Source organism: Dysosmobacter sp. HCP28S3_G4, from assembly GCF_052065175.1.
Lineage (GTDB): Bacteria > Bacillota > Clostridia > Oscillospirales > Oscillospiraceae > Oscillibacter.
Genome location: NZ_JBQHUP010000030.1, coordinates 18,945 through 32,250, shown reverse-complemented (window position 1 = coordinate 32,250; position 13,306 = coordinate 18,945). Strand labels below are relative to the sequence as shown.

General features: G+C 62.0%; 9 protein-coding genes and 1 pseudogene. 6 read left to right on the top strand and 4 right to left on the bottom strand.

Translation table 11 applies throughout. The features are described 5' to 3' along the window. The 3 genes and pseudogenes from ACTNBU_RS08410 to ACTNBU_RS08400 all read right to left on the bottom strand — a co-directional run. A pseudogene (locus ACTNBU_RS08410) lies at positions 1 to 95 on the bottom strand (transposase); the annotation flags it as partial. Positions 96 to 371: 276 nt separating this feature from the next. After that, positions 372 to 776 (bottom strand): hypothetical protein, encoded by a 405-nt coding sequence (locus ACTNBU_RS08405; protein WP_441032745.1) that lies wholly within the window; start codon positions 774 to 776, stop codon positions 372 to 374. A 102-nt stretch (positions 777 to 878) separates the two neighbouring features. Then, positions 879 to 1,508: a DEAD/DEAH box helicase family protein gene (locus tag ACTNBU_RS08400; RefSeq protein ID WP_441032742.1), complete on the bottom strand. Its 630-nt coding sequence runs from the start codon at positions 1,506 to 1,508 to the stop codon at positions 879 to 881. A 235-nt stretch (positions 1,509 to 1,743) separates the two neighbouring features. On the opposite strand from ACTNBU_RS08400, the gene ACTNBU_RS08395 reads away from it, so the two are divergent. From ACTNBU_RS08395 to ACTNBU_RS08370, 6 genes are all read left to right on the top strand, one after another. After that, a complete protein-coding gene (locus tag ACTNBU_RS08395) occupies positions 1,744 to 2,439 on the top strand; it encodes a GntR family transcriptional regulator (RefSeq protein WP_441032740.1) in 696 nt (231 codons plus the stop codon). Positions 2,440 to 2,763: 324 nt separating this feature from the next. Continuing rightward, on the top strand, positions 2,764 to 4,479 hold the full coding sequence (ggt, locus tag ACTNBU_RS08390) for a gamma-glutamyltransferase (protein ID WP_441032737.1): 1,716 nt from the start codon (positions 2,764 to 2,766) through the stop codon (positions 4,477 to 4,479). A 72-nt stretch (positions 4,480 to 4,551) separates the two neighbouring features. Beyond that, positions 4,552 to 5,613: a TRAP transporter substrate-binding protein gene (locus ACTNBU_RS08385; RefSeq protein ID WP_441032735.1), complete on the top strand. Its 1,062-nt coding sequence runs from the start codon at positions 4,552 to 4,554 to the stop codon at positions 5,611 to 5,613. 192 nt (positions 5,614 to 5,805) lie between these two features. After that, the gene (locus ACTNBU_RS08380) at positions 5,806 to 6,333 is read left to right on the top strand and encodes a TRAP transporter small permease (protein ID WP_441032733.1); all 528 of its coding nucleotides are present in this window, start codon (positions 5,806 to 5,808) and stop codon (positions 6,331 to 6,333) included. Next, positions 6,333 to 7,622, top strand: a complete 1,290-nt coding sequence (locus ACTNBU_RS08375) for a TRAP transporter large permease (RefSeq protein WP_441032730.1) — start codon at positions 6,333 to 6,335, stop codon at positions 7,620 to 7,622. The genes ACTNBU_RS08380 and ACTNBU_RS08375 overlap by 1 nt, the downstream gene beginning before the upstream one ends. 173 nt (positions 7,623 to 7,795) lie before the next feature. After that, a complete protein-coding gene (locus tag ACTNBU_RS08370; protein WP_441032728.1) occupies positions 7,796 to 8,512 on the top strand; it encodes an HAD family hydrolase in 717 nt (238 codons plus the stop codon). Positions 8,513 to 8,722: 210 nt separating this feature from the next. On the opposite strand, the gene ACTNBU_RS08365 is transcribed toward ACTNBU_RS08370, so the two are convergent. Further along, a complete protein-coding gene (locus ACTNBU_RS08365) occupies positions 8,723 to 13,126 on the bottom strand; it encodes an acyl-CoA dehydratase activase (RefSeq protein WP_441032725.1) in 4,404 nt (1,467 codons plus the stop codon). Between the last annotated feature and the right edge of the window lie 180 nt (positions 13,127 to 13,306).

Sequence of the window (13,306 nt, the reverse complement as noted above, 5' to 3'; positions counted from 1 at the left end):
TATGCGATGCCGAGCTGGTTGGCAGCGTTCTTCACCCCAATCTCATCAGACAGCTTGAGCGCCTCTTCCTTGAATTCCTTGCTGTACTTTCCCATTGTGATCCCCTCCATCCTTGTTTTTCACTTTAACAGATTTTTGGGGAATTTGCGACTGCACTTAAAGGGTACCACTCCAGTTCGCTTGTGCCAATTTGTATGCACTTGCCATGGCTGGGCGAAAACTCTCCGCAACCTGATACAGGGGCAGTCTGCCCTTTTTCAGAAAAAGGAGCAGAAAAGCAGAGAAATAATGGCTATTTTTTGCTTAAATTACCTTAACCAAGTGCAAATAGCGGCTAATACATTGAGTAGGAACAGGACAAAGGCTATTATTCAGAGGTTCCTTAACACCGTGGGCCTAAAACGTGCCGGTGTGATATCACCATGAAAACCAATGTCTTTTTGAATGCGCTGACGCATATGACGCAACATCGTATAGGACAAGGGATTTTCCCCGCCAATAACGAAATCATTTGGTTTACCAGGTACGAGAAATTCTGCGGCGATGGATGAAAGCGCAATATCTCTGACGCTTGCCGGTGTCTTTGTGTCTTTCACTTCCGGTTTGCTACGGGTGGGATGAGTGACAGAGCGCCGAATGTGAATCACTTTGCTTTCCAGATCAATGTCCAGTTCTTCCTGGTACTTTCTGACGGTCCCGGGCTGCAAGTTCGAATCCGCATATTCTTTGAGCCACCGGTCTGCAAACGCTTTCAGCGTGTTTTTCCGCCCATCCATGGCGGCGCCGCTCTGCACCGTGGCTTCTACTCGCCATAATGACTCCTTTTGTTTATGATTATAGCTGCTCCGCAGAATTCCTGCGGGGCAGCTGTTGTTGTATCAGCGGGCGATGTGTTCTTTCGGCATCTGAAGAAACTCCGTCTTGTCAGCTGTTTCCACAACGATGTGGCGAAGCTTCGGATCATGGAGACTGACACTGCAATCCAGCACAAAGGTGCAGACCAAAACCTGAGAGGAAAACCTGGAATTTGCGCAGACTTCGTTCCACACAGCGCCTCCCTTGGAAAAACGGTCCAGATATTCAAACGTGATGGAGCGGGATGCGAGCGCCTTCTTATAAGAGCGCGTATCCGAGATGTCTCCGGTCTCTCTGCGGGATGTAAAAATCAGAAATTTCTCTCCAGGGCGGGAGGCCATGAGATCCGCAATTTCGTCGATCTGGCGGAAATATGCGAGCTTGACGGAGCCAGAGTGATTGGGAAATTGATACATGAGGAGCTTCCCGGCTCTATCACGATGGCAAAAGCGGCACTGCCCGCAGGTTTTTAAATTGGACTGTTCAGCGGCACAGATGTCCGGGAGGACCGCGCCGGGAGTGGCAGTCAGATACAGACGATGCGCGCGGCTGAACAAGTCGGAGAGCTTCCAAAGAAGCTGATCGAGATGGCTATTGAAGCAGGCGTCGGAGTAGAAGTAGTGCGCCTCATCGAAAATGACCCAGGCAACCATGCCGGTGCAGTTGGCGCTGCGCTGCTTGTAATGTTGTATAAGTCACGCTTTGCAGCTCTATGCGCCGCGGGCGTCTTTTGAATTTGGAGATTTCACTATAATTGCGGATGGAATTCTGTGCGAGTTTTTCGGAAAGCCGCCCTTGAAAGACCGGAACATTTCTGATATACTCAACCCAAAGTAAAGTGATATATTACATATCTCACGCGTGTATGTATTGGAAAGGAATTGTGCTATGCCTGAAAAGAGCTGCGCAGCCGGATTTTTCTCCGGATATGGGCAGATAAAAACGCTCACTTATAAGGATCAGGCGTACCAGTTCATCAAAGAGGCCATCCTCTATCAGAAATTTCAGCCGGACGCCATCTATTCCCAGGAGACCCTGTGCCAGGAGCTGGGCATCAGCCGCACCCCCGTGCGGGAGGCGCTGCTGGAGCTGCAGAAGGAGGGCTACGTCCGTTTTTGCAGAGGAAAGGGCATCCAGATCGTCTCCCTGGACAAGGACGCCATCCACGATATTCTGGAGATGCGCATCTATCAGGAGATGGCCGCGGCGGAGCTGGCGGCCAAGCGGGCCACCAAGGCGGATCTGGACTACATCGCCGAATGTCTGGAGGACAGCCGCCGCACGCTGGACTCCCAGGATATCATCCAGTGCTACCGGATGGACCATCAGTTCCACCGGGCGGTGGCCAAGGCGGCCCACAACGATCTGCTCTACCGTACCATCGATGATGTGCTGAATCACTACCTCCGGTTCGAGGTGCTGACGGTCTACCAGAGCAACAGCAGCGCCAACGCCATCCTGGCGGAACACCGCACCCTTTATGACGCCATCCGGGAACACGACGCCCAGAAGGCGCGTCACGCGGCGAAGAAGCATCTCCACGACGCCTATAAGCGTACGCTGGGAAAATACTGGACAGAATAATGCGAAGAGCCGATCCGCATACCGGGCGGATTGCTTTTCGTTTCCCTTAAGAAATATATTACATATCACATATTATATGCGACATGCATACGCGGCAAAAGTTTTTCCACGGCGCGAATGATAAAACCGGGATCTCCAGAGGCATTTTCGTATAAACATCCAAAATTCCGGCACCTGCTTGACAGGCAGAAAAAACCGGCGTAGACTATGTGACCATAGCAAAGGCGCTGTGGTCAGAGTTGACCGCGGCGCCTTTTTTCAGCCGTGTTCGCGGGCTACCACCGTTTTATCCACACAACACGATCAACACAGGAGGTACACCTGATGGCAGAGCAGAAGCAACTCTATATGTGGCCGTCCCACTGGGGCCGTCCGGTCGCCCATGGGCCTTACGGCGCGGTCAGCAGCAACAGCGTCTACGCGACGCGGGCCGGACTGGAGATCCTGAAGCAGGGCGGCAACGCCTTTGACGCGGCGGCGGCCGTCTCGCTGGCGCTGTCCGTGGTGGAGCCCCACCACTCCGGCATCGGCGGCGGCTGCTTCAGCCTGATCTACAGCGCGAAGGACGGCGAGTTCAGCGCGGTGGACGGCCGGGGAACGGCCCCGAAAAACGCCACGGCGGACCTGTTCATCAAGGACGGCGTGGTGCAGGATGAGTGGAAGGACCTGGGAGGCCAGTCCGTGGCCATCCCCGGACTGCTGAAGACTCTGGAGATTCTGCTGGAGAAATACGGCACCATGCCGTTGAGCAAAGTGATCCAGCCCGCCATCCGCCTGGCGGAGGAGGGCTTCGGCACCAGCTACACCGGCGCCCTCACCATGGACGACGACTCCGTGAAGCGGAAGCTGCGGCTGTCCGGGGCCATGCGGGCACTGTACCTCAAGGAGGACGGCGGCTTCTACCGATTCGGCGAGATCCAGAAGAATCCGGAGATGGCGGCACTTCTGAAGGAGATCGCCGCCAACGGCACCGGCGCCTTCTACCGGGGTCCCGTGGCGGAGCGGATGGTGGACCTCATCAATGAGCGGGGCGGCTGCTACACCCTGTCCGATCTGGCGGACTATCAGCCCAAGTTCCGCCAGCCGGTGCGGGGCACCTACCGGGACTGCGAGGTGGTGGCCTTCGCACCGCCCAGCGGCGGCTGCGCCGTGGTGGAGATGCTGAACATCCTGGAGCACAGCGACCTGAAGGCCATGGGCCACAACACCGCCGACAGCATCCACGCCCTGGCCGAGGCCATGAAGCTGGGCTTCTCGGACCGCAGCGTGGCGCTGGGCGACCCCGACTTCGTGGACATCGATCTGGACCGGCTGACCTCCAAGGAATTCGCGGCGGAGCGGTTCGCCCTCATCGGCAACCGGGCCGGGGAGTACGCGGCGGCGGAGAACATCGAGGCAAAGGACTATCCCGGCAACACGTCCCACTTCGCGGTCATGGACCGGTTCGGCAACGCCGTCTCCCAGACCCAGACCGTCCGGGACTGGTTCGGCAGCGGCATCGTGGTGGACGGCTGCGGCTTCGTTCTCAACAACGCCATGTCGGATTTCTCCGCGGCGGTGGGCGCCCTCACCAGCCAGGGCCTGACCTACGGCAGCGCCAACGCCATCCAGGGCGGCAAGACCCCCCTGTCCAGCATGTCCCCCTGCATGGTGCTGCGGGACGGGAAGCCCTTCCTGGCCATCGGCGCGGCGGGAGGACCCCGCATCATCACCGGTACCCTCCAGGGCATCGTCAACGCGGTGGACTACGGCATGACACCGGAGCGCCTGGTGAATCTCCCCTACATCCACGTCATCACCAACGCCCAGGGCCTGGAGGTGGAGTACGGCGTCTCCGAGGACACGCTGCGGCTGCTGGAGGCCCGGGGCCATCATGTGATCCGGGACGATGTGGACCAGGCTATGAGCACCATGCTCAACAGCGTCATGAAGGTGGACGGCGATTACTATGCGGCGGGCACCGGACGGGTGGACGGCTGCGGCGGCGCACTGCTCCCGGACGGAAGCGCCGTCTTCGAGGGCGTCAGTCAGGAAATCTGATCAGGCCAGGAAGCACGGTCTGATTTGATGATATAGAAGGCGAAAGAACGATATTTTTTTGGGAGGTTTATTATGAAAAGATTGGCAGCATTGGCACTCACCCTCATCATGGTCGCTTCCATGACGGCATGCGGCAGCAGCGGCTCCGGCACCCAGCAGAGCGCGTCCAGCGGCGCTTCCAGCGCGGCGAAGGATGACGGCAAGGTCTACAAGATCACCTATGCCAACACCGTTGCGGACTCCAACCCCCAGGCTATCAACGCCAAGTACATGGCTGAGAGAATGAAGGAACTCAGCGGCGGCCGTATCGAGATGACCGTCTTCAATAACAACAAGCTGGGCGCCTTCAGCGACTGCTTCCAGCAGATGCAGCAGCCCAACGGCACCGTGCAGATGGGCGACGTCTCCTCTGCCTCCGTCACCCAGTTCTCCGAGCTGTATACCCCCTTCGCCCTGCCCTTCCTGTTCTCCAGCAAGGAGCAGTCCTTCGATTACTTCGACAACGGCGAGACCGTGAAGGCCATTGAGGAGCAGTTCCTCAGCGAGACCAACGTCCGCGTGCTGGGCTACTTCTACAACGACGCCCGCGCCCTGACCAACTCCAAGCGCGCCGTCAGCTCTCCCGCCGACTGCGCCGGCCTGAAGCTCCGCGTGATGACCTCCGACGTGTACATCAAGACCTTTGAGGCCCTGAACGCCGCTCCCGTCTCCATGCAGTTCTCCGAGCTGTTCAGCGCGCTGCAGCAGGGCGCCGTGGACGGCCAGGACAACGGCCTGATCCTGTCCATGGACTCCAAGTTCAACGAGGTCCAGGGCTACTACACCGACCTGGGCCATGTCCAGGACACCTCCGTCATCTTCATTTCCGAGGCCTTCTATCAGAGCCTGCCTGAGGATCTGCAGCAGGTCGTGGTCCAGGCCGCTCAGGAGGCCGTGGCGAAGGAGCGCCAGGACTACGCCGACAAGCTGGACTCCTACCTGGAAGAGATGAAGAAGACCATGGACGTCACCATCCTCACCGACGACCAGAGAGCCGCTTTCAAGGACGCCTGCAGCTCCGTCTATGACTGGTACCGTAGCGAGTATCCCCAGTACGATCTGGACGCCATCATGGCCGATATCGCCAACTATTGATCCTGCTCAAGTCCTCTGGAATTGGGAAGAAAGCGGCCGGAGACTTTCGCGGATAGCGTGATCCAGGTCAGAGACATGCCCGTTCTCTTCTGATTTCAGATTGTGGATGGCATCCACGAGGGATGCCATCCACAATTTAGCACAGAAACCACAGCGTTGAATTTCCGCATTTCTGTATAGGGGAAATATCATATGAAAATTCTAAAATTTTTAGACGATCATCTTGAGGAGATGATCTGCGTCGTGGTCCTGGCGGCCATGACCGTGGTCATTTTCATCCAGATCATCATCCGCGCCATCAGTTCGTTTGTAACGATCCCCATGGCCTGGACAGAAGAGATCGGCCGGTACCTCTTTATTTATGCCGTTTACATCGGCGCCGCCTATGCCACCCATAAGCGCGCCCATCAGAAAGTCGATATCCTGCCGATCCTCTGCGGAGATACCGGGAAGCTGATCTTCAATCTGATCGGCGACGTGGGCGTCATCGTTTTCGCCGGCGTCATGACCGTTTTCGGCTGGCAGGTCGTTCAGAATGTGGCGTTCGTCTATGTACAGAAGGCGCCCGCCACCAAGCTCAACATGGGCATCGCCTACGCCGGCCCGGCGCTGGGCATGCTCCTCTGCACGTTCCGCTCCCTGCAGAACATCGTGTTCCACGTCAAGGCGTACCGGGGTACCCGGAGCGATTCCGCGAAACTCGAAGGAGGTGAGGATTGATGGGCGGACTGGTCATTCTGGCTGTATTCCTGGGATGCGTCTTCGCATCGGTCCCCATCGGCTTTTCCATCGGCCTGTCGGTAGTTGCCTACGCGCTGGCCACAGGCTCCGTCAACATGGGCTATATCGCCTCGGGCCTGTTTGCCTCCTGCGACTCCTTCCCGCTGATGGCCATCCCGTTCTTCATCCTGTCCGGCGCACTGATGGAGGGCGGCGGCCTGTCCAAGCGGCTGGTGCTGTTCTTTGACTCCCTGGTGGGCCACCTGACCGGCGGTCTGGCCATTGTCACGGTCATCACCTGCATGTTCTTCGGCGCCATCTCCGGTTCCGGTCCCGCCACCACCGCCGCCGTCGGCGCCATCATGGTGCCCACCATGGTGGAAAAGGGCTATGACAAGAAATTCGCCATGGCACTGGTGGCCGCCTCCGGCTGCCTGGGCGTCATCATCCCGCCCAGCATCCCCATGGTCTCCTACGGCATCTCCGTCAACGCGTCCATCGCCACCATGTTCATGGGCGGCTTCCTGCCCGGCATCGTTCTGGGCACCCTGCTGATCATCACGGCGGTGTACGTCTGCAAGAAGAACGGCTTCACCGGCAACGGCGAACAGTTCAGCTGGAAGAAGGTGGGCGCCAGCTTCAAGGACGCTTTCTGGGCCATCCTCTCTCCCGTCATCATCCTGGGCGGCATCTACAGCGGCGTGTTCACTCCCACGGAAGCGGCTGTGGTCTCCGTGGTGTACGCCCTCCTTGTGGGCATCTTCGCCTACAAGGAGCTGAACACCAAGAACATCTACAAGAAGTTCGCGGAGGCCGCCTGCACTCACGGCACCGTCAACATCATCGTGGGCACCAGCACCATCCTGGGCCGCGTGCTCACCCTGGAGCAGATCCCCGACGCAGTGGCCACTTCCATGATCGGCTTCACCGACAACAAGATCGTCATTATGCTGATCATCAACCTGCTGCTGCTGGGCTGCGGCTGCCTGCTGGAGACCAACTCCTCTATCCTCATCCTGGCGCCCATCCTGTACCCCGTGGCGGCGTCCTTCGGCGTCGATATCGTCCACTTCGGTATCATCATGGTGGTCAACCTGGCCATCGGCTTCATCACGCCTCCTGTCGGCGTGAACCTGTTCGTCGCCTGCGGCATCGGCAATATCCCGTTCGCGGAATTGGTAAAGAAGATCATACCGTTCCTGCTGGTGCTGCTGGTGGGCCTGCTGCTGATCACCTACATCCCCGCCATCACGCTGACCATTCCCCGGATCCTCGGCTATCAGGGCTGATCCCGGCGTAAAAAGAGAGACAATGGTAACACCGACCGGCAGCCGCCTTCCGCGGCTGCCGGTCGGCGTTCTCCGGAGAAAAACCGGCCCGCCCGGGGTTGCATCCCGGACGGAGAACGCCTAAAATGGAGGAAAAGCACCGGCTTGCACATCCGCCGGACAGGGAGGCTGACATGATACGAGGGATCCTGTTTGACAAGGACGACACACTGGTGGACCTGGCCGCCTTCTGGCGGGAGCCGGTGCGGCGGACCGCCCTTTGGCTAGCGGAGCGCTATGGACGGGCCGGAGATATGGCGCTGGCGGACCAGCTGGCGTCCGCGGCGGGCTTCGACGGCGGCGTGCTGCGGCCCGGCTCTCCCGTGGCAGTGGGGACCAACTGGCAGGTGATGGACGCCTGCGGCGGGGTGCTGGCGGCAGAGGGTCTGAACATGGACCCGGCCCTGCGGGAGGAGGGGGCGTCCTATCTGGAGACGGCCTGCATCCGATACGGCGACGTGGTGGGCAAGGCGGACCTCCGGACGCTGCTGCCCGCCCTGCGGCGGCGGGGCCTCCGGCTGGGGGTGGCCACCTCCGACCACTACGGCTCCGCCATGCACTGCCTGCGGCGCCTGGGCATCGAGACGTATTTCGATCTGATTCTGGCGGCGGACTGCGTCCGGGAGCCGAAGCCCGCGCCGGAGATGGCGCGGCGGTTCTGCGAGGCCTGCGGCATCTCACCGGAGGAGACCGCCGTGGTGGGGGACTCCGGCGGCGACATGCGGTTCGCCCGGAACGGCGGCCTGACGGGCATTTTGCTCCGGGAGGACCCGGCGGGGCCGCTGCCGGAGGGCACCGGGTACGTCATCTCCCATCTTCATCAGCTGCCTGCGCTGCTGGACCGGCTGTGATACGGATTCCTGATGAAAAAGTTTCATCAGGAATCCCGCGTGCTGCGCACGCTCGAATGGTGCAGCGGCACAATCCGGCGTCTCATAAAAACTGAACGCGCGACCCGCTATCAAACGGTTTAAACCGTTTTCGCATGGCATCCGAACCGAAACGAAGAAAGCCCATGAGTCCCCGCGGGGACTCATGGGCTTTGGTGTATGCGGGGCGCTTCATACGGGAGCCGGTTCCGGCTCCGGCGGCGCGGTTTGGGGCGTGCCGGGCTGAAGATTGTTCATCAGCAGCATCTGGAGCCGGTTCTCCACGTTGGCGTAGCTGGTGTCCGGGTCCAGGTCTAGGGGCAGGATCTGGACGGAGGGGAACATCTCCTTGATGCGCTTGGTGACGCCCCGGCCGCAGACATGGTTGGGCAGGCAGCCGAAGGGCTGGAGGATGATGAAGGAGCGCATCCCCTCCTTGGCGTAGTGGACGATCTCTGCCGCCATCAGCCAGCCCTCGCCGCAGGTGAGGGTCTCGGGGATGATGGACGACGCCTCCTCGTACAGGGCCTGGGGGTCCACCGCCTTCTCATACAGGGGATGCTTCAGAGCGATGCGCTCCAGCGTGTCCTGGATCCAGGCCACCGCCCCGTTCAGGGCGAAGGAATAGGGGGGCAGCTTCGCCTTGAAGTCCCGGATCTCCGACATGGCCGCCAGGAAGTCCTTGCGGAACTGGTAGGTGATGCGGGGCAGCACCGCCTCCATGCCGTTGCGCTCCAGATACTCCTCCAGATGGAAGTTGGTGCCGGGGTGATACGTCACCAGCAGCTCGCCGGTGACCAGCACACGGGGCTTCAGGACGGAGCGGTCGTAGGGGATCTGCCGGAAATCGTCGATGGCCCTCCGGAAGGCATCGATGGTCCGGCCCAGGCCCGCTTTGGAGGCGCCGGCGATGCCCTCCACGCACCGGCGGAATACCTGATCCGTCTCGCCGGGGCGGCACTCGTAGGGGCGGATGCGGCGGCACAGATCCTCCAGAATGTCCAGCATCACAAAGCTCCACGCCGCCTCAATGGCGGTGCGGGCGCCCAGCATGGACACGCCGGGGTGCATCCCCTTGGTGTCGCCGGGGTCGGTGGTGAGGATGGGCACGTCGGCGTAGCCCGCACTGTCCAGCGCCTTCCGGAGAATGGCGGAGTAGTTGGCCATGCGGCAGTCGCAGGACAGCTTCGCCATGCCCACCGCCACTTCGCCGTGGGGATACTGTCCCCTCTGCAACGCGGCGATCAGCTCGCCGATGACCATCTGGCAGGGGAAGCAGATGTCATTGTGGGTGTATTTCTTGCCCAGGGCGATCTCCTCCGGACCGCCCACCGGCAGCGTCACCGCCCGGATGCCCTCCCGTTCCATGAGTCCTTGCAGCAACGTGGACACCGGGGCGGAGATGTTGGGCACCAGCAGCGTCCGCAGCTGTTTGTCCCGCTTCCGGTATTTGGCGGGGTACGGCTCCGGCAGGCGGAAGACCGGCGGCGGGGCGTCCTGCTGCCGGTTCCGGCGGAGCTGCACCGTCTCCAGGAAGGACTGGACCCGGATGCCCAGGGAGCCGGAGGCCCGGCTCTCGTCCATCTTCAGCACCAGCGGCGGCTTGCCGCTCTCGCCCAGAATGCGGGTCAGCTCGTCGGACAATATGGCGTCGTGGCCGCAGCCGAAGCTGACGATCTGCACGTATTCCAGCGCCGGGATGGCGGCGGTCACCAGCGCGCCGGACAGCATCCGGGCGTGGAAGTCGTTGGTGATCTCCACCCGGGACTGGCGCAGGTCCGTCTCCTCCAGCCCCGGCAGACTGTCCACCGTCAGCACGGGGATGCCCTTCCGGGTGAACATCTCCGACAGACTGTGGCTGACGAAGGGGTCCGTGTGATAGGGCCGTCCCGCCAGCACCACGGCAAAGTTGCCCTGTTCCTCCGTCCGGCGGAGGATCTCTGCCGCCTCCTCCCGCAGTTGGCGGCGGAAGGAGAGAATGGCCGATTCCGCCTGGGCGTAGGCGTTCTCCGCCTGCCGGGCGGTGACGCCGCAGCTTTTCACGGCGTACGCACAAATCTGGCGCTTCCGGTCCCGCTCGCTGAACCAGTGGAACACCGGCGTGTCGAAGCGGATCTGGAAGTGGGACTCCGGCGACTGGAAGTTCCGCACCACCATGGGATAGCCCATGATCACCGGACACACGTAGGGGCTGTTCTCCCCCTTGTTCTCCGTGGGCATGTGCATGATGTAGGGCATGAAGATCCGGTCCACGCCCTGCTCCGCCAGGTCCCGGATGTGGCCGTGGACCAGCTTGGCGGGGAAGCAGATGGTGTCCGAGGCCACATACCGCAGGCCGCTCTCGTACTGCTGCCGGGAGCTGGGCCGGGAGAACCGGGTCCGGAAGCCCAGGGCCTGGAAGAAGGTGGTCCAGAAGGGCATACTGTCCCAGAACTCCAGCACCCGGGGCAGGCCGATGGTCTCATGCTTCTCCGGCGCCGCCGGACGGCAGGGATAGTGGGCGAACAGCAGCTTTTCCCGGCGCTTGAACAGGTCCGGCACCGCGTCCAGGGACTCCTGGGCCGCCTTGGCCCGGGCCAGCAGCTCCTCCCGGCTGTCCGCCACGATGGCGCCCCGGTCGCAGCGGTTGCCGGTGACGAAGCTGCCGCCGGTGCTGAACCGGGTGATGGTCCGGCTGCACTGGTTGGCGCACAGGCCGCAGGCCACGCCTGTCTCCCGGGTCCACACCAGATGCTCCACCGCGTCGAAGCCGATGAAGGACGAACCGCGGCCGTTGGCGTAGCCGTTGCGCTCAATGTGGTGCTTGGCACCCAGGGCCGCGCCCAGGGCACCCATCTCGCCGGGATAGGGGGCCAGGGTCACCTCCCGGCCCAGATACTCCTCCAGGGCCCGCAGCACGGCGAAGTTCCGGAAGGTGCCGCCCTGGACCACGATGCGGTCCCCCAGCTCCGACACGTTGGAGATGCGGACCACCTTGGTGAAGACGTTCTCAATGATGGAGCGGCACAGGCCCGCCATGATGTCGTCGGCCTGCTTGCCGTTGCGCTGCTCGTTGATGATGGTGCTGTTCATGAACACCGTGCAGCGGCTGCCCAGCACCGCCGGATCGGCGGAGCGGAAGGCAGCGGAGGCGATCTCCCGCACCGGAATGCCCAGGGAGGAGGCGAAGTTCTCCAGGAAGGAGCCGCAGCCGGAGGAACAGGCCTCGTTCAGCACGATGTTGGTGACGATGCCGTCCCGCAGCCAGATGGCCTTCATGTCCTGGCCGCCGATGTCCAGCAGGAAGGTGGCGTCGGGCACGAATTTCCGGCAGCCCTCGGCGTGGGCCACCGTCTCCACCGTGTGGTAGTCCGCCTGCACGGCCTGGGCCATCATCTGCTCGCCGTAGCCGGTGGTACCCACGCCCAGGATCTCCAGCCGGACGCCCGTCTCCCGGTATTTCCGGGCCAGCTCCGTCAAGCCCCGCTGGACCACCAGCAGAGGTTCGCCGTTGTTGTTGTCGTAATAGGTGTCGGTGATGCGCTCGTCCTCGTCCATCACCACGAATTTGGAGGTGGTGCTGCCGGAGTCGATACCGATGTAGGCCCGCAGCACCGGACGGTCCGGAACGCCGGCGGGGCGCAGCAGCTCCGCACTGTGGCGGCGCTCAAAGGTCTCCCGCTCCGCCGGGGAGGAGAAGAAGGGCCGTCCCCGGACGGCGCCCTCCCGGTGTCCGGCGGCCCGGCTCAGACGCTCCGCCGCCTCCGCCAGCGTCATGACGTCCGTGCCGTCCTGGGGGAACAGCTGGTCGATGGCGATGGCCGTGCCCCGGGCCACGATGGTCTCCGGATGCTCCGGGCGGATGATGTCCTCCTCCCGGAGCCGCAGCCGCTCCGCGAAAATGCGGATGAGGGTGGGGTGGAAGGTCAGGGGGCCGCCCTCGAAGATGATGGGCGGCGTCAGCTCCAGGCCCTGGGACAGTCCGCCGATGGTCTGCTTGGCCACCGCGTGGAAGGTGGACAGGGCGATGTCCGCCCGGTCTGCCCCCTGGATCAGCAGGGGCTGGATGTCCGTCTTGGCGAAGACGCCGCAGCGTCCGGAGATGTCGTAGACATGGGTGCCCCGTGCCGCCAGGGCCTCGAACTGGTCCGGCTCCACGTGGAGCAGGGCGGCGATCTCGTCCAGAAACGCGCCGGTGCCGCCGGCGCAGCTGCCGTTCATCCGCATGTCGGAGGTCATAAGACGGCCCAGGGCCTCGTTGTAGTGGAAAAAGACCACCTTGGCGTCCTGTCCGCCCAGCTCCACGGCAGTGCGGGCCTGGGGATACAGCGCCTGCACGGCGGCGGCGTTGGCCACCACCTCCTGTATGTACCGGGCGCCCAGCGCCTCCGCCGCCGGCTTGCCGCCGGAGCCGCAGACGCCCACCCGGAAGGACTCCGTGGGGAAGACGGCGCGGGCCTCCTCCAGCAGGGCGCGGGCGGTGTCCAGCTGATGGGCGTTGTGGCGCTGATAGCGGGAGTGGAGCACCCGGTTGGTGCCCGCCTCCAGGACCACCAGCTTCACCGTGGTGGAGCCTACGTCAATGCCGAGACGCAGGACCGGGGATTCCGTGTACATGAAAAAATCTCCTTCCGGAGAGGCTCGCTTCAGCCAGTCCATACACCGCAGAGCGGCTGGGACCCATGGGAGTTAACTGGCCTCTTTACTTGAAATATGCGTCTGCCGGAAAAGCACGCCGGGCCAGCCGGCAGCTTTTCCGCAAAAACAGACATTTTCCATAGAATGGATACTAAATTC

What these genes read in the sequence shown, in the direction of transcription:
- ACTNBU_RS08405 (WP_441032745.1), bottom strand. Translation starts at nt 776, where the DNA reads ATGGATGGGCGGAAAAACACGCTGAAAGCGTTTGCAGACCGGTGGCTC.
- ACTNBU_RS08400 (WP_441032742.1), bottom strand. Translation starts at nt 1,508, where the DNA reads ATGGTTGCCTGGGTCATTTTCGATGAGGCGCACTACTTCTACTCCGAC.
- ACTNBU_RS08395 (WP_441032740.1), top strand. Translation starts at nt 1,744, where the DNA reads ATGCCTGAAAAGAGCTGCGCAGCCGGATTTTTCTCCGGATATGGGCAG.
- ggt (WP_441032737.1), top strand. Translation starts at nt 2,764, where the DNA reads ATGGCAGAGCAGAAGCAACTCTATATGTGGCCGTCCCACTGGGGCCGT.
- ACTNBU_RS08385 (WP_441032735.1), top strand. Translation starts at nt 4,552, where the DNA reads ATGAAAAGATTGGCAGCATTGGCACTCACCCTCATCATGGTCGCTTCC.
- ACTNBU_RS08380 (WP_441032733.1), top strand. Translation starts at nt 5,806, where the DNA reads ATGAAAATTCTAAAATTTTTAGACGATCATCTTGAGGAGATGATCTGC.
- ACTNBU_RS08375 (WP_441032730.1), top strand. Translation starts at nt 6,333, where the DNA reads ATGGGCGGACTGGTCATTCTGGCTGTATTCCTGGGATGCGTCTTCGCA.
- ACTNBU_RS08370 (WP_441032728.1), top strand. Translation starts at nt 7,796, where the DNA reads ATGATACGAGGGATCCTGTTTGACAAGGACGACACACTGGTGGACCTG.
- ACTNBU_RS08365 (WP_441032725.1), bottom strand. Translation starts at nt 13,126, where the DNA reads ATGTACACGGAATCCCCGGTCCTGCGTCTCGGCATTGACGTAGGCTCC.